Source organism: Duganella fentianensis (assembly GCF_009857835.1).
Classification (GTDB): Bacteria; Pseudomonadota; Gammaproteobacteria; order Burkholderiales; family Burkholderiaceae_D; genus Rugamonas; species Rugamonas fentianensis.
Window position 1 is genome coordinate 507,591 of record NZ_WWCL01000002.1, and the last position, 18,755, is coordinate 526,345.

Genomic DNA, 18,755 nt, shown 5'->3' on the forward strand with positions numbered 1-18,755 from the left:
GCATCGCTAATGAATCCAGTTTTAGCTGGCCGCCGTAGCCGGTCGGGCTAGTGACGGCCAGCTGCAGCGCTCCGCTATCAGAAGCTATACGACAGGCCCGCATAAACGCTGCGGCGCGCGCCATACTGGGGTGCACCGACGCCCACACCGGAACCGTCGCGCAGCAGATAGACCTGATCAAAGGCATTGATCAGCGCCAGCCGGGCTTCCAGCTTGCTGGCTGCCGCCAGTCGCCATTCGTGGCTGAGCGAGAAGTTCACCGTGGTGTAGTGCGGCAGCGTGCCCGAGTTGGGTGCGCCACCGTCCGGCGTCATGCGCATGCCGCTGCCGTGGAGGAAATCCGCGCCCAGCCGGCTGGCACCCCAGTGGTAGTGGGCGCCGCCGGACACGGTGTAGGTCTGGTCGTGGTCGACATAGATGGCATGGCTGGCGATATACGCCAGTTCAGCGGCGCCGAACAGGGACTGGCCGCTGACGATGTTGCGCCCCTTGGCCTGCTGCGCCGTCAGGTTGAGGAAGCCGCCCCATTGGCTGCGGTCGTAGATGGCCGACAGTTCCACTCCTTTGGCATAGCCCGTTTGGTAGTTGAACGGCGTGAGGATCAGGGCCTGACCGAACTGGCCTTCATCCAGCATATTGCTGATCTTCTTGTAGTAGGCGTCGGCCGTCAGGGTCAGGTCAGCACTGAGCTGGTGGCGCAGGCCCACATCGTAGTAGCGCGTGCGTTCGGCCCGCACGGGATCGGAGTGCGCGACTTCGGGCGCATTGCTGGTGCCGGCATACAGGTCGATGCTGGACTGTGCGGCCAGTTCCTGCGGCGGTGGCGTGAAGTAGCGCGAATAGCCGGCATGCAGCGCCGTGTCCTTGCTCAGCTGATAGGCCAGATTCAGGCGCGGACTCCATTGCTGTTCATGGATATAGGCGGCCACCTTATCGTAGCGCAGGCCGTAGTTCAGCGTCAGCGGCGTGGCGATATGCCATTCGTCCTGCAGATACAGGCTGCCGGTGCGCCCCGTCATGCTGCTGTTGTCGCTGATCAGGCGCGGCACCGTGCCCAGTTGCGCGCCGCTGTCATCCGTGTCGAACACGCGGACGGCGTTGTCGCTGCGGCTGCGCTGGCGGTTGTAGGCCAGACCGGCGCGCAGCGTGTGCTGCGGGTTGAGCTGGTAGCTGGCATCGAACTGCAGACCGCTGCTGCGGTTGCTGCGCAGGGTGTCGGAAGCCACGCCCGTGTAGACCAGATCACCCAGCGGATCGGGCAGGTAATGCAGTTCCGAGGTCTGCTGATAGGCCGACAGCTGGTAGTTGAGCGCGCCCAGACTTTTCTGCAGCGACAGCACGGCAAAGCGGTTGCTTTCGCGCTGCTGCTGGTCGAGCTGGGCCGAGGCCAGCGTGCTGCTGCCGGCCGCCGCATCGCTGACCCCGTTCAGGCTGAAGGCGGGCGTCTGGGCGGGATTGTCGGGGATCTGGAAGCGGCCATGGTAGCTGCCGAACATCAGGCCGAGGCGGGTCTGTTCGTCGAGGAACCACGACAGGGTACCGAAGGACTTGGACTGGCGCGTCTCGTCATGCAAAGCCGTGCGGGCGGGCAGCGGATTTTCTATGCCCTGCGCATTCGCCAGATAGCTGCCGGACAGGTAGTAGTTGACGGCGCCCTGTGTGCCGAACAGCTCCGCGCTAGGCTCGACATGATCGTGGCTGCCCGCCAGCACGCCGATGCGGCCACCCCCTTTGATGTTCCCTTCGCGCGTCTGGATGTCGACGATGCCGGCCGTGCGCAGGCCGTACTGGGCGGGCAGGGCGCCTGTGATGAAATCCGTGCTCTGCACCAGACGGGTATCGATGGACTGGCCGAAGCCGCTGATGCTCTCCGGTAGCTGTACGCCGTTGATGCGGTACTGCACATTGGCATGGTCATCGCGCACGTGCAGTGCGCCCGACCCTCTGGAATCCTGACTGACGCCGGGCAGGCGCAGCAGCACTTCGTTGAACGGCGTGTTATCGCCCTGCGCCAGCTGCTCTATCATGTGGCGGTCTATCGAGTACACGGTGGTGCCCACATTGGGCGACAGGTCGATGCGGGCATTTCTGAGCGCGGTGGCAGTGACTTCTACCTGCTGCACGGGCGCTTCGTCGGCGCGTGCCGCATGCAGTTGAAAGGCGGCGGCCAGCAGCAGTGGCAGGGTACGGAGTTGTGGCTGGTGTTGCATATGAATTCCTGAAAAAAGTAGGGACGTGCACGTGCGCTGGCAGCGCGCGGCGCGGCCAGCGACAGTCGGGCGACCGGTCTATCGGTTAGCGAAAAATGACGGGCTTAGGAAATCATCGCAACGCCGGGCGGCGCGTGGGCAGGGGGCGTGAAGTAGGCAGTGCGCTGTACGCGCACGGTGGGCTGCAAGATGGGCAGGGCCAGGCTGACGAGCAGCGTGAGCGGCAACAGGGCCAGCGCCGGCGGCGGGATATCCGACGGCATATGGCCGATCACGCAGGCCGCGCAATCGTTCTGTTGTTCGGTGTAGGCGTGCTGGTGCGAGCCAGCCCCTAGCAGTTGCAGCGACAGGAACACTAGCACGCACAGCATCACCACGCGCTGCATGCGCGTATTCTGCCGGGTGCCTGTCAGGAGTGTCTGCATGCGGCGATTCTAACACCGGCCTGTGCAGCCTGCCGGACGGGCATAAAAAAGAGCGGCAGTGCCGCTCTTTTCTGTGCTGCAGGATGCTGGTTAATCCCAGTCGCCGCCGCCACCGCTATCGCCGCCGCTGCTGCCGCCATCGTCCCAGCCACCGCTGGTGCCGAAGTCGTTGCCGCCCATGTCGTCGCGGCGCAGCAGTTCGTCCCGCGAAGGATCATCGTAGACGATGTCGTTGCGTGGCTGGCTGCTGGCGTTATCGTGGCTGCCGCCCGTGAACTGGCGGGCCAGCGCTTCGCCGGCCACTATGCCGGCACCCACGGCAGCGCCGGTAGCCAGACCGCCCATGATGCGCGAGCCCATGGTTGGTCCCTGCTGCGGCTGGCCGTAGCCCGGTTGCGGATAGCCTTGCTGCGGGTAGGCGGCGCCCGGTGCATAGCCCGGTGCTGGCGCGCCGGGGTTATAGGCTGCGCCGGGCTGGTAGCCTTGCGCTTCCTGATTACGCCTGGCCATGAAGCGGGTGGCCAGCCAGATAAAGCCCAGCAGACCGGCACCCAGTATCAGCACCGTACCCCAGGGGATGCCGCTGCTTTTCGGTGCGCCGTAATTGCTGTTGCTGTAGCCAGCATTGTTACGCGGTGCCTGCTGGCTGTAGCTGGTGGCAGGTTTCTGGCCTTCTACCAGCAGCGTGCGCAGCTTGCTCAGCGCTTTAGGATCCACCTTGGGCAGGCCCGGAGCAATCTGCTCGGCCCGGGCCAGTTCGGCCTGTGCCTGCACAAACTTGCCCTGTTTGGCCAGCAGTTCCGCTTCCACGAAATGGGCCGTGGCGCTGTTGGGGTGAGCCTTCAGCACCTGATCCATCATGGCCTGAGCCTCAGTGAATTTGCCTGCTTCGGCGGCCAGATAAACCTCGTGTATGGTCGGTTCAGCCGCGAACGCTGGCACGGATAGCGCCAGAGCGCTAGCCAGCAGAGTCATACGTGCGAAAGATTTTGCCGTCATGTCAGATCTCCAAAGTGGGACAGGCCCGAAGTGGGGCTAGTTTATGCCAATTTCAAGTCTTGTGTGGCGGCAATTGTAACGTTTGGTGAACCGAACGCCGTGGCCACGGTGGCGGCGATCATATCGGCCGTGGCAGCGGACAGGGTCCAGCCCAGATGGCCGTGGCCGGTGTTGTAGAACACCGTCGGCAGCTTGCCGCGGCCCACCCGTGGCATCAGGTCCGGCATCATGGGGCGCAGGCCGGCCCAGGGCGTGATGTTGCGTGTGCTGACGGAGGGGAAGCACTGTTGCACCCAGGCCACCAGCGGGGCGATGCGGTCGGCGCGGATATCGCGGTTGTAGCCATTGAATTCGGCCGTGCCGGCAACGCGGAAGCGGTCCGCACCGAAGCGGCTGGCGACCAGCTTGGTGGCGTCGTCCAGCAGGCTGACATTGGGCGCGCCGGCGCGGCTGGCCTCGTCGTTGAGGTGGACGGTGATGGAATAGCCTTTGACGGGATAGACGTTGACGCGGTCGCCGAACATGGCGGCCAGCGCGCGGCTGGCCACACCGGCGCATACCACCACGGCGTCGTAGCGCTCCGTCACGCTGCCGCCATCCTGCACCAGCGTGATATCGGCGCCGGTGGCATCGGCCTGCATGGCGCTGATCTGCTGCTCGTAGCGCAGCTGCACGCCGAGTTTTTCTGCTGCCTGCGCCAGCCCCGTAGTGAATTTGTGGATGTCGCCGCTGCTGTCGCTTTCCGTGTAGTAGCCGCCGTAGTATTGACCGGCCAGTGTCGGTTCGATGGCGCGCATTTCGTCCGGTGTGACGGCGCGGCGCGGCAGGCCGCCCTGTGCCAGCAGGCGGCTGACGGCACCTGCATGCTCGAAGCCGGCCTGGTCGCGGTAGATGTGCAAGATGCCCTGACGTTTCAGATCGAACTCTATGCCTTCCTGCTCGGCCCAGCTGAACAGATGTTCGCGTGCGGCCACGGCCAGCCTGGCGGTGGCGATAGTGTTGGCTTGGTAGCGCGGAATGGCGGCGATGAATTCGCCGAACCACGACAGTTTGTGCCAGCCCGGTTTGGGGTTGACCAGCAGCGGTGCATCGTTCTTCAGCATCCATTTCAGGCCTTTGAGGATGGTGCTGGTGTGGTTCCAGACTTCGGCATTCGAAGCGGATAACTGGCCGCCGTTGGCATAGGAAGTTTCCATGGCGGCGTAGCGGTGGCGTTCCAGTACGGTGACGCGGAAACCGCGCCGGGCCAGCGCGTAAGCAGTGGTGACGCCGGTGATGCCGGCGCCGATGATGGCGATGTGTTTCATGCGGGACTCCAGACTCGTCAAAGGGTGTGGTCGACGCGCGACATGCGGATCGACACCCCCTCTGTTCGGGACCTGAGAGATTCACGACGGCCACGGGTAGCGACGTCGCTTGCTCCTTCGGTGCAGCGGGCGACGGCTAGCCCGGTTGCTCTTCAGAGTTTGAAATGCGGTATCGGTCCTTTTGCCTGAGAGTTTCCGGGGCGGTTGCTCCTTCGGCGCTGTAGGATGCGGGTTCGCTACAGGCTCTCCCGATACGGCGTTGGCTTTTGGCCATCTTGCAAAACCGGCAGCTTACAGCAAAATCTGCGGCCACACCAGCGCTGTCTGTGCTGCCGGCAGCGGTTCAGGCGCGTACGCCGTGATCGTCGTGGCTGAGCACCAGCGGCATGGCGCGCGCCCAGCGGTTGGCCGACAGCGAGAACGCCAGCGCATGCACCTGATGGTACCAGCCGGCCGGAATGTAGAGCAGCTGACCGGCTTCGACGACGCATTCGATCAGGCTGGCCTGCTGCGCCAGCGGATAGCGCTGGTAGTCCGGCGCTTCGGCATCGACGGGGGAGCCGATCAGGATTTCATTGGCCGGCTTCACGTACAGATAGGGCTCGTGATGGGGCGGCGCCAGCATGATGCGCTTGCTGCCCCAGATCTGGGCAAAGATGTTGTCGTCGTAATCGGCGTGCAGCGGCGTGATGGTGCCGGCCGGTCCTATCCAGAAGCGCGGCGGCCCCATTTTGTCGAAGTAGGTCGGCCAGTGGCATAGCCGGTTCAGCTCACGCAGCTCCAGATTGCCCAGATAGGGCGGCAGGCTGTAGTCGCCCGCCGCAATCAGGTCCAGATAGGCGCCCATGGTCATGTCCTGCATGGCGCGGTCCGGCGCGAAGGCGGTGTTGATATAGTCGCCCACACGTGCGCGCACGGGCATGCCGGCATACTGCTGGCGTAGCACGGCGGCATCCATCCGGGCCAGCGGCCAGCGTGTCACCGGCTCCGTCAGCAGGAACGGCTGGCCCTGTGCGGCCAGTGCGCGGAATTCGGCAGCATCCAGATTGCGGTAGCGCGGCACACTGCTGATCAGCGGCAGCGTACTGGTGGCTTGCTGGATGGCGGCGCGCATGGCCGCCACCGACGTGACGCCGCGCACGGCCGCATCACGCTGGGCGCGTGCCTGCTGGCGTACGGCCGCCAGTTCCGGTGCGTGCGCTTCGGCTTCCAGCACACGCGGCGGCAGGCGCGCCAGATCGGTATTCTGCTCCATCAGGCGCGGGCGATATAGCGGTCTACCACGGTGGGCAGTACCGTTAGCGGTACGCCGCAGCTGCTGACCAGCGCATCGTTGAAGGCGGCCAGATCGAACTTGCTGCCCAGCGCAGCCTTGGCGCGTTCGCGCTGGCGCAGGATTTCGTTGTGGCCCATCTTGTAGCCGCAAGCCTGGCCGGGCGAGACAGCGTAGCGGTCCATTTCGCTGGTCATGGCCTGTACCCCGCGCCCCGTGTTCTCGACGGCGAAGCGGATGGCCTGCTGGCGCGTCCACTGCAGCGCGTGCATGCCGGTATCGACCACCAGTCGCACGGCGCGGAACAACTGGCCCTGCAGGTAGCCGATCTGGCCGAAGGGATCGTTCTGGTACAGGCCGAATTCGTCGACCAGCTGTTCCGAATACAGGGCCCAGCCTTCGACGAAGGCATTGAAGCCGATCAGCGAAGTAATCAGCGGCAGTTCGTTCTGGCGTTCGGCCATGTAGGCCAGCTGGAAGGCGTGGCCGGGCAGACCTTCGTGCGCCGTCAGCGAGGACAGTTCATGCTTGGCCCACAGCTTGGTGCTCTTCAGGTTGATGTAGTAGATGGCCGGACGCGTGCCGTCGAGCGAGGCCGAGTTCATATAGCCGAGTGCTGCACCGGCTTCGATATCGGCCGGCACGCGCTTGATCTGCAGCGGCACTTTCAGTCCCAGTTTAGAGATCTGCGGCATCAGTGCGCGGAAAGCTTCCACCCGCTCGTTGCAATAGGCGATCAGCTGGGCGCGGCCTGCGTCGTCGTCGGCATAGAAGCGGGCCGGATCCTTGGCCAGCGCCTGCAGGCGGGCGCCTACACTGCCTTGCGTCATGCCCTGCGATTTCAGGATACCGTCGATGCGGGCCTGAATTTCGCGGATCTGCTGCAGGCCGATGGCGTGAATTTCGCGTGCACTCTGCCTGGTCGAAGTCCCCAGCTTGAGTGCCCACTCGTAGTAGGCGGCGCCGTCTGGCAGGCGGTGCACGCCGGCCGTGGCCGGGGCATGCGCGGTGGCTTTGCGGAAGGCTGCGATCTGGCGGTCCAGCGCCGGATAGACGGCGCTTTCCACCAGTTTCTGCGCGCGCTGCTGCCAGTTGCCGGCCAGGCCCAGTTTGGCCGTACGTTCCGTCAGCGATGTCACCAGCTTCTGGTCGGCCACCTTAGTTTTGCGGTAGTCCTGCAGCTGGCCCAGTGCCGTGCGGGCGATGTAGTTGGGCGGCATGATGCCCTGGCTGGCCTGCTGTTTGATGCGGGCGGTTTCCTGATCGAGCACGCTGGCCAGTGCGGCCACGCGCTCCAGATAGGCTTCGGCATCGGCAGCACTGGCGATCTGGTGCTGGCTGTCGAGGAACTCGGGGATGCGCACGATAGCCCCATCCTGCTGGGTGACAGGGTAGGGCGCAGTGCCGCCGAAGAAGCCGCTGGCGGCGCCGCCGAAACTGAAGCGGATGCCGGCCTCGCCTTCGCTGGCGGCATAGCGCACGGTGTCGTAACGCACTTGCGCATCGGCGCCCAGCGCGCTGCGGTCGATGGCGTTCAGGCGCTGCAGCATGCTGTGGACCTGCGCTGCCCATGCGGCGTCGCCGGCTGGCGAAGCATCTTCCAGCTTGCCCTTGAGGGCGGCGCGCTCGCCTTTGTCCAGCCCCAGCGAGCTGGCAGTGGTGGGCGTCAGCTGCAGAATCTCATCGGCAAAGCCGGCCAGCAACTGCGCCAGTGCGGCATCGGCCGGGGTGCCGGCAGTGGCAGGCGTCTGTGCTTGCGCGAGTAGCGGGAGAGCACCCACTGCAGTGGCAGACAGGGCGGACAGCAGCAGTTCGCGGCGGGACAGACTTGATGGCATAGGGTTCATGGCTTCCTCAGTGTGGGCGGGGGCGCTGTGTTTGGGCGCGAAGCGGAACTTAGCGTTTCCATCGCCGCCTGTCAATCCGGTAGCTGCTCTCGGCTGCTCTTTAGCTTTTCTTAAGATTGTGCGTGTATGATCGAAATGTTAATCAAATGTTGGCAATAATTTATGTCGAAGATGCCTTTCCCCCATCGCCGCGCGCTGTTACTGGCGCTGGCCGCCACGCCGCTGGTGCGTGCGGCCGAACTGCTCGAAAACCCCGCGGCCGGCGCACCGTCGTCGGCTGCAGCCTTGCTGGCACGGCTGGAGAGTGACTCGGGCGGCCGCCTGGGCGTGTTTGCCCTGAATACGGCCGATGGCCAGCATGTGCAGCACCGCGCCGACGAACGCTTCCCGTTCTGTAGCACTTTCAAGATGATGCTGGCAGGTGCCGTACTGGCACGCGGTCCGGCGCTGCTGGCACAGCGCGTCCCTTACAGCAACGCTGATCTGCTGCCACACTCGCCCGTCACGGGCAAGCATGTGGGGCGCGGCATGACGGTGGCGGCGCTGTGCGCTGCCACCATACAGTACAGCGACAATGCGGCAGCCAATCTGCTGATCGCACGGCTGGGCGGGGTGGCGGCCGTGACGGCGTTTGCCCGTTCGATTGGCGATCAGGCGTTCCGGCTGGACCGCATGGAAACCGAGCTCAATACGGCACTGCCCGGCGATCTGCGCGACACCACCACGCCGGCGGCGATGGCCGAATCGCTCAACCGGCTGGTACTGGGTAGTGCGCTGACGACAGCGGCGCGCAAGCAGCTGAAAGACTGGCTGCTGGGGAATACCACGGGCGACACCCGCATCCGCGCCGGTGTACCCGGTGGCTGGCTGGTGGCCGACAAGACGGGCACGGGTGATTACGGTAGTACCAACGATATCGGTGTGATCTGGCCACCGGGGCAGGAGCCCATCGTACTGGCCGTGTACTTTACCCAGCCGGGCAAGGATGACAAGGCGCGCAACGAAGTGATCGCCGAAGCGACGCGCATCGCGCTGGCCGCGTTCCGCTTTTAAGGTTGGCGCCAGCTGACGTGGCCCGCCAGTAGTGGTGGTGGCAGCGCCGGCAGAATCAGCTGCGCATGCAGGGCATCGTCCGGTTGCTCGCCCTGCCATTCCGTCAGCGCTTCGGCGCGGAATTTGCAGAGCGCTTCGAGCCGGCACCAGGCCTGCGCCAGCGCCAGTGCGCGCTGCGACGCAGGCAACGCCTGTAGCCGTGCCAGTGTGGGCGGACCCAGATAATCGCGCGCCAGCGCGGCCCAATCAGGTATTTCCAGCACCGGCGTCAGATCGACGCCGACAGGCCCGTGCAGGTTCACTGCGGCCACGCCATAGCCATCACTGTAGGCAAACGAGCAGTGGGGCGCTGGCGTGGTGCTGGCCGCGACGCGGATCTGCGCGGGCTGGCCACGCTGGTTGTCGATGTAGATATCGGCAGGCTGGCATTGCAGCGGGCCGGCCAGTGCCTGGGTCAGCGCCTGCCGGATGGCCAGCCGGGCCTGCGGACGGGCATCACCAGTGCCGGCCTGCGGCAAGCACAGGCCCAGCACCAGTATGCCTTGCGGCGACAGCTGCAGTGTGCCCGGCCAGGGCTGGACCGTGACGGGCGGCTGCAGTGCGGGCGCTGGCATGGCGGCCTTGCCGGTCGTGTGCCTAGCGTGCAGGCGCGGCGGGGCAGCCGGCCCAGTAGCTGCGCGGCGGAATCTGCTCGCCCTTCATCACCAGCGTGAGTGCACCGAGGCGGGCCTGATCGCCCACGACGGCGCTATACAGCACGGCGCTGCGCGGTCCCATATACACTTTGCTGCCGATCTGCACGTGGTCGATCTTCATCACGCGGTCTTCGAACAGGTGGGTCTGCGGGCAGGTCAGCGCATTCAGTTCGCTATGGTCGCCGATGTGCACGCAATCGAATTCCGTGATGTCGGTGGTGTCCAGATACACGCCTTTGCCGATGCGGCAGCCCAGCAGATTGAAGGCCAGCGGCAGCCACGGCGTGCCGCGCAGATAGCGCATGAAGTTGGGCACGGCGATGCCTTCATACAGATTGGTCACGCCTTCGGACAGCCAGACAAACGGTGTCCACATGGGTTCCGACTGTTTGCGGTAGCGCCCGATCAGCAGCCATTTGAGCAGCACCACAAACACGTAGTTGCCCATGCCGTAAGCCAGGCCGGCCAGCGTCAGATCCCAGGTCACTTCAGCCCAGCGGCCTGCACCGGCGGCCGGCATTACGGCCAGCACCAGCGTATAGCCGACTGCGATTACCAGTGCATGGGGTGCGACGATGCGGAAGGCTTCGATCAGGCCGCGGCCCAGACGGCGCAGTGGCGACGGGTGGAAGGTCAGCCATTCGGGATAGCCGCTGGTCTGTTCGCGTGCGGGCAGGTTGATAGGCGGAGAACCCAGCCAGGTGTCGCCGCTCTGCATGCGGCTGTTGTCGGGCGCACGCGAATGCACGCCGATCAGCACATGCTCGGGCAGCACCGTGCCGTCCGGAATGTAGGCACCATTGCCGACGAAGCTGCGGTGCGATACCACGGTGGGCTGCATGGTCATCCAGCCGCCGTCGATTTCCTCGTCGCCCAGCATGACCGCATCGGCGATGAAGGTTTCGTCGCCCAGCGTCAGCATGTCCGGCACCACGCCCAGCGCGGTGGAGATTTCTGCATCCTTGCCCACCTTGGCGCCCAGCAGGCGGTACCAGTTGGGCGCGAACACGGTGGCGTAGATCCCGTGCAGCACATTCAGGCTGGATTCCTGAATCTGGCTGACCAGCCATTTGGCGCAGTAGGTGCGGCTGTGGATGGCGAAGCGGCCCGGCCGCAGACGCGGCAGCACGCTCCAGCGTATGCCGGCCGATAGCAGGGCGGTCAGGATGATCAGCACGGTGCTGGCCGGGAAGGCCAGCAGGAAGTAGCGCAGCAGCTGGATGCGCAGGTCGTCGCCCTGTATCCATGGCAGCCAGCCCGCTTCGTCGAACCAGTCGATCAGCACGAAGCTGGGGAACACGGGCATGAAGAACAGGGTCACGATCAGCAGTATGCCGAACAGGAAGAACAGTGCTTCGCCGGTGCGGCGCAGGGCGCTGGCGTGCGGACGGGGTGGCAGCAGGCTGCTGTCGAAGGGGCCCACATCGCGCGCCGGCGAGCCGGCCCAAACCCGGCCTGCAGTCACGGTCTGGCCATCGGCCAGTGCCGACTGGCCTTCCAGATGGCCCAGCGCCTCAACGCGGGTATTCCCTTCGAGGACAGCGAAGGAGCTGACGCAGGCATCCTGCTCCAGCGTGATGCGGCCCAGCAGCAGGCGGCCGCGCTGGACGCGCGCGTTTTCGAAGTTGACGGCATTGCCGACGCTGACGTTGTCGCCGATTTCCAGCAGGTCGGGGGCGCGCAGCGTCATCGAGCCTATGATGACTTCTTTGCCGATCTTGGCGCCCAGTGCGCGCAGCCACCAGCTACTGAGCGAAGAGCCGGACAGCAGATAGGCCGGTGCTGCTTCCACCAGCCGGTCGGCCAGCCACCAGCGGTAATAGGTCCAGCCCCACAGCGGGTAGGAGCCGGCTTGCAGGCGGCCGGCGATCAGCCATTTGCCGGCGATGGCGATGGCGAATTCGGCCAGCGTGGCGAGCAGGAATACGGCTACCGATGCGGCGATGGCACGCGCTACCGAGTCGCCCGGATCGCCCGTGAAGAAGTGGTAGGTGAAGAAGGGCGCCAGCCACTGCGCCATGCGCAGTGCCACCAGTGCCGGCATGGCCGCAGCCTGTGCCAGCCCGCAGGTCCAGCGTTTCAGGGTAGATGGCGGGCTCCATGGTGCTTCTTCCTGTGCTGCCGCGGCGGCCGGCGCGTCGGCCAGCACCTGCGCGATCTTGCCGATCTGGCGCTGCTGGTAGATGTCGCGCACGGTGATGTGGGCAAAGCGGGGATCGGCACGCAGGGCCGAAGCCAGCCGCGCGGCGAAGAAGGAGTGGCCGCCCAGATCGCTGAAGAAATCAGCCTGACGCAGGATGGGCTGGCCCGGGAACAGGGTGGCCAGGGCCGCAAATAGGGCTTGCTCGGCTGGCGTCTCGGCCAGATCGGAATCGGCGCCGGCATCGCTGCAGGTACCGGCACCTGCACCGGCACTGTCAGGCTGCAGCGGCAGGGCTTTCAGGGCTTTGCGGTCGATCTTGCCCGAGGTCAGGCGCGGCATGGCGTCGAGGAACTGGTAGCGGCCCGGCACCATATACGGTGGCAGGCTGGCTGTCAGTGCGGCCCGCAGCATGCGCGGCGCCGGGGCGCCTGCGGACGCACCCGTGCCGGCCTCCGGCACAGTGCCAGTGCCAGCGCTGATGCCAGCACCGGTGCCAGCGTCGGCCACCAGATAGGCTACCAGCTGGTCGATGCCGTCGTCCTTGCGCAGTAATACCGCGACCGTGCCCACGCCGGGCTGCTGGGCCAGCACGGCTTCGATTTCGCCCAGCTCGACGCGGAAACCGCGGATCTTGACCTGATCGTCGGCGCGGCCCAGACAAACCACTTCGCCATCGGCACCGATGCGGGCCAGATCACCCGTGCGGTACAGGCGCGCATCATGCTGGCCGCAGCTCCACGGATTGCTGAGGAATTTCTCGGCCGTGAGGTCGGGCCGGCCCAGATAGCCGGCGGCCAGACCGGGGCCGGTGATGCATAGCTCGCCCGTGGCGCCGCGCGCCAGCAGCTTGAGCTGCGGCGGTTCGCTGGCTGCCGCTTCCGCATCAATCACCAGCAGGCCGTAGTTGGGCAGCGGCGTGCCGATGGTGACGGGCTGGCCCGGCTGCAAACGCGCCAGACTGGCCGACACCGTGGCTTCCGTGGGGCCGTAGGTATTGAACATCTGCCGGCCCGGCCGCGACCAGCGCTCCACCAGCGCTTCCGGACACATCTCGCCGCCCAGATTAATCAGGCGCAGGCTGGGTACTTCCTGATTGAACAGGGCCAGCAGGGTGGGCACGGCATGCAGCACCGTGACCTGCTGTTCGGCCAGCATGCGCGGCAGGGTTTCCGGATCGCCGCTGATTTCCTTGGGGCCCAGCCAGAGCGTGGCGCCGACCAGATAGGCAATCCAGATTTCTTCGAACGACATGTCGAAAGCCACGGAAAAGCCCTGATACACCTTGTCGTCCGCATGCACGCCCAGCACGGCGTTTTCGCTGCGCAGGAAGTGGCAGATGCTGCGCTGGTTGATCAGTATGCCTTTCGGCTTGCCCGTGGAGCCCGAGGTGTAGATCACATAGGCCGGCATATCGGGCGTGACATCGGCGCGGCGCGCGCGTACCAGTTCCGCGGCAGCGGCGGACGCATGCGGCGGCGCCGCGTCAGGCTGGCCGGCCAGCAGGGCTTCGGCCGTCCACACGGGGCGGCCCAGCTGGGCCAGCCGCGGTGCGAAGGCGGCGCAGGTCAGCACGCCCGCGCCGCTGGCGTCGTCGAGACAGACTTGCAGGCGTTCGACCGGCGTATCTTCGTCCACGGGCAGCCAGGCCGCACCGGCCTTGGCGATGCCGGCCTGCAGCACCAGCAGTTCTATGCCGCGCGGCAGCCACAGACCGACGATCTGGCCGGGCGCCACGCCATCGGCGATCAGGCGGGCCGCCACCACTGTGGCCTGGGCATCCAGTTCGGCATAACTGAGGCTGCGCTGGCCGCACAGCAGGGCGGGATGGTCAGGATGACGCGCGGCGCTGGCCTGCAGCAGATCGGCCAGAATTTCCTCGCGCAGCAGCTCGCCCTGTGCTGGCCCGAACAGAATGTCGGGATGTGCTGGCGGTTGTTGCGTCGATACAGGCTGATTCATGCTGATACTTTATTTTGCGTGGATGGCGCCATTGTACGGCACGGCCGCCAGTTGCTCTAGTTAGGCGGCAAGCGTACGCAGCATGTTGGGCCGCAGGGCATGCAAACTCGGCGGCTAGCCCTTACAATGGGGGCAACAGCAGTTTTGCGCCGCAGGGCGAGTTTTCTAGGAGTGCTATGGTTATGAGTCGTCCATCGTTGAGTGGCCCGTTTATCGCCCCCATGCAGTTTGAGGATCCGCAGGCTGCCTACGAACAGGTAGTGGCCATCTACGATGCCAATATCGCCCATCTGCGCGATGCCATGAAGCGCTTCGTGGCCGGTGAAAATGTGGGCGAGCATGTACGCGCCTGCTATCCCTTCGTGCGGGTACATACCGATACGGTGGCCCGGGCCGATTCCACGCTGGCTTTCGGTTTCGTGGCCGGTCCCGGCACCTACGAAACCACGCTGACCCGCCCCGACCTGTTTGCCCGCTACTACCAGCAGCAGTTCCACCTGCTGCTGAAAAACCATGGCAAGCACCGTCTCAAGCTGGAAGTGGGCACCAGTTCCCAGCCCATCCCCATCCATTTTTCGTTTGCCGAGCATGAGCATCTGGAAGGCAGCCTGACGGCCGAGCGCCGCCTGCTGATGCGCGATGTGTTCGATCTGCCCGATCTGGCGGCGATGGATGACGGCATCGCCAACGGTACCCACGAGCCGCGTGCCGGCGAGGCGCTGCCCCTGTCGCTGTTCACGGCGCCGCGGGTAGACTATTCGCTGCAGCGCCTGCGCCATTACACGGGCACGTCGTGCGAGCATTTTCAGAAGTTTGTACTGTTCACCAATTACCAGTTTTATATCGACGAATTCGTCAAGCTGGGCCACCAGCTGATGGCCAGTCCGGTCGCTGGCGATGACGACTACATCGCTTTCGTCGAGCCGGGCAATCTGGTCACGCGCCGCGTGGGGCAGGCCGTACAGGCCAGCGATGCGCTGGGCGCGGCGCCGCCACGGCTGCCGCAGATGCCGGGCTACCACCTGATCCGCGCCGATGGCACCGGCATCTCGATGGTGAATATCGGCGTGGGGCCGGCCAATGCCAAGACCATTACCGACCACATTGCCGTGCTGCGCCCCCATGCCTGGCTGATGCTGGGCCACTGCGCCGGCCTGCGCACCACGCAGGAACTGGGCGACTACGTGCTGGCGCACGGCTATGTGCGCGAAGACCATGTGCTGGACGAAGATCTACCCCTGTGGGTGCCGATCCCGCCGCTGGCCGAAGTGCAGGTGGCGATCGAAGCGGCGGTGGCGGAAGTCACCCAGTTGACGGGGCATGACCTGAAACGGGTGATGCGCACGGGGACTGTGGCCAGCACCGATAACCGTAACTGGGAGCTGCTGCCGCAGCGTACGCCGGAGCGCCGCTTCAGCCAGAGCCGCGCGATTGCGCTCGATATGGAAAGCGCCACCATCGCCGCCAACGGTTTCCGTTTCCGTGTGCCGTATGGCACGCTGTTGTGTGTGAGCGACAAGCCCATGCACGGTGAAATCAAGTTACCGGGCATGGCTAACCAGTTTTACCGCGACCGCGTCGACCAGCATTTGCGCATCGGTATGCGGGCGCTCGATCTGCTGCGGGCGCTGGGGGTGGATAAGCTGCATAGCCGCAAACTGCGCAGTTTCACGGAAGTGGCCTTCCAGTAGCGTGGTATCGTTCTGGCCTGAATTAGCCCGCCGCGAGCGGGCTTTTTTGATCTACAGCACTCCTGCGTTGATATCTTTTTCGATATCAAAAACCGGAAAAAATTGATTGGTTTGTTTTTTGTTCAACCAATAAGATGAATTCCGAGTTAGCCGCAAATCACTATAAAACAGATAACACAGGAGACGTATGAACGACTTTATCGTCGGGACTTCCATGTCCCAGAATAAGCACCGCCTTGTCCTGAAAACCGGAGTGGCCGCATTGGCCGCGGCCGGCCTGCTGAGCAGTGCCTCGGTGTGGGCCCAAACGGCCGCCGAAAAAGCGGAGCCGGTCGAAGCCCCGTCGGTGATCGTGACAGGCGTGAAGGCATCGCTGATCAAGAGCCTGGCCATCAAGCGCACGAATGACCAGGTGGTGGAGTCCATCGTTGCTGAAGATATCGGCAAGTTGCCCGACAACAATGTCGTCGAGGCACTGCAGCGCGTGACGGGTATCCAGGTGACCAACCGCTCCGGCGGCGAAGTCGGCGCCCTGTCCATTCGCGGTCTGCCCGATATCCAGACCACCTGGAACGGCCGCACGATTTTCACGGCTTCCGGCCAGCAAGTCGCGCTGCAGGACATTCCGTCGACTCTGGTGCGCCAGATTGACGTCTACAAGACACGTGACGCCAGCCAGCTGGAAACCGGTATTGCCGGCCAGGTCGACGTCAAGTCGCTGCGGCCATTCGATTTCAAGGGCCAGAAAATTTCGCTGGCGGCCCGTGAAACCTATCTCGATCCCGCCAAAAAAGCCAACCCTCAGCTCAGCGCCATGCTCAGCAACCGCTGGGAAACGGGCATAGGCGAGGTCGGTGCCCTGGTCAACCTGTCCGAGGTGAAGACCAAATACCGCAACGAAAGCGTGACGCCGGGTGCCATGGTGCCGTTCACCAGCCCGAACGCTGCCGAAGTTCCTGCTGGTTACACGCCTTTGCAGCGTATCTTCGACAACAGCATCTGGACCCCCGGCACTCATACCGGTTTGCCGACGGCAGCGGGATCTACGCTCGATTTCAACGGCAAGGCCTATCCTTACTATCTGGCGCGCGACGCCGTGTTCCAGAGCGACCTCAAGGGCGAGCGCGAGCGCCCAGCCGCGAATGTCGCCTTGCAGTGGAAACCGAACAGCGATGCGGTCTACACCTTCGAATCGATGTACAACGGTTATCGTGACAAGACCTTCAACCAGCTGCTGTTCAGCTTTGTCGACTGGTGGGGTGATCTCGGCAGCAATCCTGCGAGCTCGATCACGACCTTCCCTGGTACGAATATCATCAAGAGCCGCAACGTCAACAATGTGTATGGCTTCAACAGCGGCGATTACACCACGTCGGCAACCGATTCCTATGTATATGCGCTGAACGGCAAGTGGGACATTAGCGACCGACTGAAACTGGAAGGCGACCTGTCCTACCAGACCAGTACCTATCACTCGGAATTCACCGCTACCCGTATTGACCGTACGGCACCGTCGATTGCCGTCGATTTCAACGCCGGTGGCAACAACACGGCATTCCGCTTCAATAACAATGCCGACCTGACCGACCCGACCAAGTGGAACGTTGCACAGTTCTACGATAACGCCAACCGTAACAAGGGTAGCGCAGCGACGGCCAGCCTGGGCGGCGTCTACGATGCCGACTGGGGCGCGCTGAAGTCGGTACACTTCGGCCTGCGCTTCGACGACCGCAAGGCGTCGGAAGCTAACCGGACGCAATCGGCCTTCCTGGGCCGCAACCTGGCCACGCTGGGGGCGGCATATTCCTCGACCAACTCGAACTTCGGCACGGCCATCTCGGACGTTCCGCGTGCATGGATAGAGCCCAATGCCTATTACATCCGTGACCATATCGATGAGTGGCGCAAGCTGTATAACTCGGTCGACGCGAACTTCCTGACGACGGACAAGCTGAGCCTGCAGAAGACCTTCGAGATCGATGAAAAAACCAACAACCTGTTCGTGATGGGCAACACCGAGAACGAACTGTTCGGTCATCGCCTGCGCGGCAATTTCGGCATGCGCTACGTGAAGGTCGATACCGACATGACCTTCTACAAGGTCGATGCCACCAGCAAGGCCGTGACGCCGTCCAGTGCCAGCAAGTCGACCAGCAAGTTCCTGCCTAGCATGACCCTGATTTACGATCCATCCAAGGACGTGGTGGTGCGCGCCAACTACGGCCAGACCCTGCGCCGCCCCAACTTCGGTGATCTGAATCCAGTCCTGCAACTTGCCGACGACGTGTCGAAGGTAGGTTATGGTTCGGGTTCCGGCGGCAATCCTGACCTGAAACCGACGCGTTCCACCAACCTCGATCTGACGGGCGAGTGGTATTTCCAGAAGGACAGTGCGGTCTATGGCACGCTGTTCAAGCGTAAGATCGACGGCCTGGTGGTGAGCCTGCGTCACAAGGTACACGTGGATCCGGCCAACGATCCGTTCCGCAACTCGACCTCGGGCGGCAATCATGCGAATGGCTATGACTACGTGATCAACTCGCCGGTCAACGCTTCCAACGGCAACATCCAGGGCGGCGAGCTGGGCTTGATCTACTTCCCTAAAGGCCTGCCTAGCCTGCTCGATGGTCTGGGCTTCCAGGGTAGTTATACGCGACTGAGCTCGTCGCAGAACGTGCCTGACGCCAATGATGCCGGCGTGATCGTCTCGCAGCTCGAGACACCATTCTTCGGCGTGTCGCACAGCTCCTACAACGCCACGCTGGCTTACGAAAAGGGACCGATCAGCGCGCGTCTGTCCTATGTCTGGCGCTCCGGCTTCCTGGCGCAGAACGAAGCGGCCTTGTTTGCCAATCCGATCGGTATCTGGCGTAGTCCGGAAAAGAGCATAGACATGCAGATCTCCTACAAAATCAACGACCGCATGTCGGTCGATATCAGTGGGGTGAACCTGACCAACGAAATGCAGCAGCAGTACTACCACTTCGGCACCGCGGGTACTCCGCAGTTGACCAACTTCGGTACGCTCCAGATCGGACGTTCGGTTTCGGCTGCCTTGCGCTGGCAGATGTAAGCCCAGGCGTTTAGGAAGACCCGCTAGCCAGACAGGGCGTTGCTCGGTTGATACCCGCAACGCCCCGTTTGCCTTCTGCG

The 18,755-nt window shown here is 64.1% G+C and carries 11 protein-coding genes and 1 riboswitch; of the genes, 3 read left to right on the top strand and 8 right to left on the bottom strand.

From position 1 onward, the window contains the following. Positions 1-77: 77 nt before the first annotated feature. The 6 genes from GTP23_RS10185 to GTP23_RS10210 all read right to left on the bottom strand — a co-directional run bounded on the left by GTP23_RS10185 (position 78) and on the right by GTP23_RS10210 (position 8,061). Positions 78-2,210 carry a TonB-dependent receptor gene (locus tag GTP23_RS10185; RefSeq protein ID WP_161035047.1) on the bottom strand — a complete coding sequence of 711 codons (2,133 nt, stop codon included), beginning with the start codon at positions 2,208-2,210 and terminating at the stop codon, positions 78-80. Positions 2,211-2,314: 104 nt separating this feature from the next. Beyond that, the gene (locus GTP23_RS10190) at positions 2,315-2,635 is read right to left on the bottom strand and encodes a hypothetical protein (protein WP_229256037.1); all 321 of its coding nucleotides are present in this window, start codon (positions 2,633-2,635) and stop codon (positions 2,315-2,317) included. 90 nt (positions 2,636-2,725) lie between these two features. Further along, positions 2,726-3,634 carry a tetratricopeptide repeat protein gene (locus GTP23_RS10195; RefSeq protein ID WP_161035048.1) on the bottom strand — a complete coding sequence of 303 codons (909 nt, stop codon included), beginning with the start codon at positions 3,632-3,634 and terminating at the stop codon, positions 2,726-2,728. A 41-nt stretch (positions 3,635-3,675) separates the two neighbouring features. Beyond that, positions 3,676-4,941, bottom strand: a complete 1,266-nt coding sequence (locus GTP23_RS10200) for a D-amino acid dehydrogenase (protein WP_161035049.1) — start codon at positions 4,939-4,941, stop codon at positions 3,676-3,678. 163 nt (positions 4,942-5,104) lie between these two features. Next, positions 5,105-5,202, bottom strand: a riboswitch (glycine riboswitch). Between the two features lie 82 nt (positions 5,203-5,284). Then, complete coding sequence (locus tag GTP23_RS10205) at positions 5,285-6,196, bottom strand: cupin-like domain-containing protein (RefSeq protein ID WP_161035050.1); 912 nt, start codon at positions 6,194-6,196, stop codon at positions 5,285-5,287. Then, entirely contained in the window at positions 6,196-8,061 is a 1,866-nt protein-coding gene (locus tag GTP23_RS10210; RefSeq protein ID WP_161035051.1) for a DUF885 domain-containing protein, read from the bottom strand. Before GTP23_RS10210 ends, GTP23_RS10205 begins: the two co-directional genes overlap by 1 nt. A 171-nt stretch (positions 8,062-8,232) precedes the next feature. On the opposite strand from GTP23_RS10210, the gene bla reads away from it, so the two are divergent. Next, the gene (gene bla / locus GTP23_RS10215; RefSeq protein WP_161035575.1) at positions 8,233-9,114 is read left to right on the top strand and encodes a class A beta-lactamase; all 882 of its coding nucleotides are present in this window, start codon (positions 8,233-8,235) and stop codon (positions 9,112-9,114) included. Here bla and GTP23_RS10220 read toward each other — a convergent pair. After that, positions 9,111-9,728: a 4'-phosphopantetheinyl transferase family protein gene (locus tag GTP23_RS10220; RefSeq protein WP_161035052.1), complete on the bottom strand. Its 618-nt coding sequence runs from the start codon at positions 9,726-9,728 to the stop codon at positions 9,111-9,113. The genes bla and GTP23_RS10220 overlap by 4 nt on opposite strands. Positions 9,729-9,750: 22 nt before the next feature. Next, positions 9,751-13,911 (bottom strand): Pls/PosA family non-ribosomal peptide synthetase, encoded by a 4,161-nt coding sequence (locus GTP23_RS10225; RefSeq protein ID WP_161035053.1) that lies wholly within the window; start codon positions 13,909-13,911, stop codon positions 9,751-9,753. A gap of 182 nt (positions 13,912-14,093) precedes the next feature. On the opposite strand from GTP23_RS10225, the gene GTP23_RS10230 reads away from it, so the two are divergent. Further along, the gene (locus GTP23_RS10230) at positions 14,094-15,602 is read left to right on the top strand and encodes an AMP nucleosidase (RefSeq protein ID WP_202412120.1); all 1,509 of its coding nucleotides are present in this window, start codon (positions 14,094-14,096) and stop codon (positions 15,600-15,602) included. Between the two features lie 187 nt (positions 15,603-15,789). Next, positions 15,790-18,675 (top strand): TonB-dependent receptor, encoded by a 2,886-nt coding sequence (locus GTP23_RS10235; protein ID WP_161035054.1) that lies wholly within the window; start codon positions 15,790-15,792, stop codon positions 18,673-18,675. Positions 18,676-18,755: the final 80 nt, after the last annotated feature.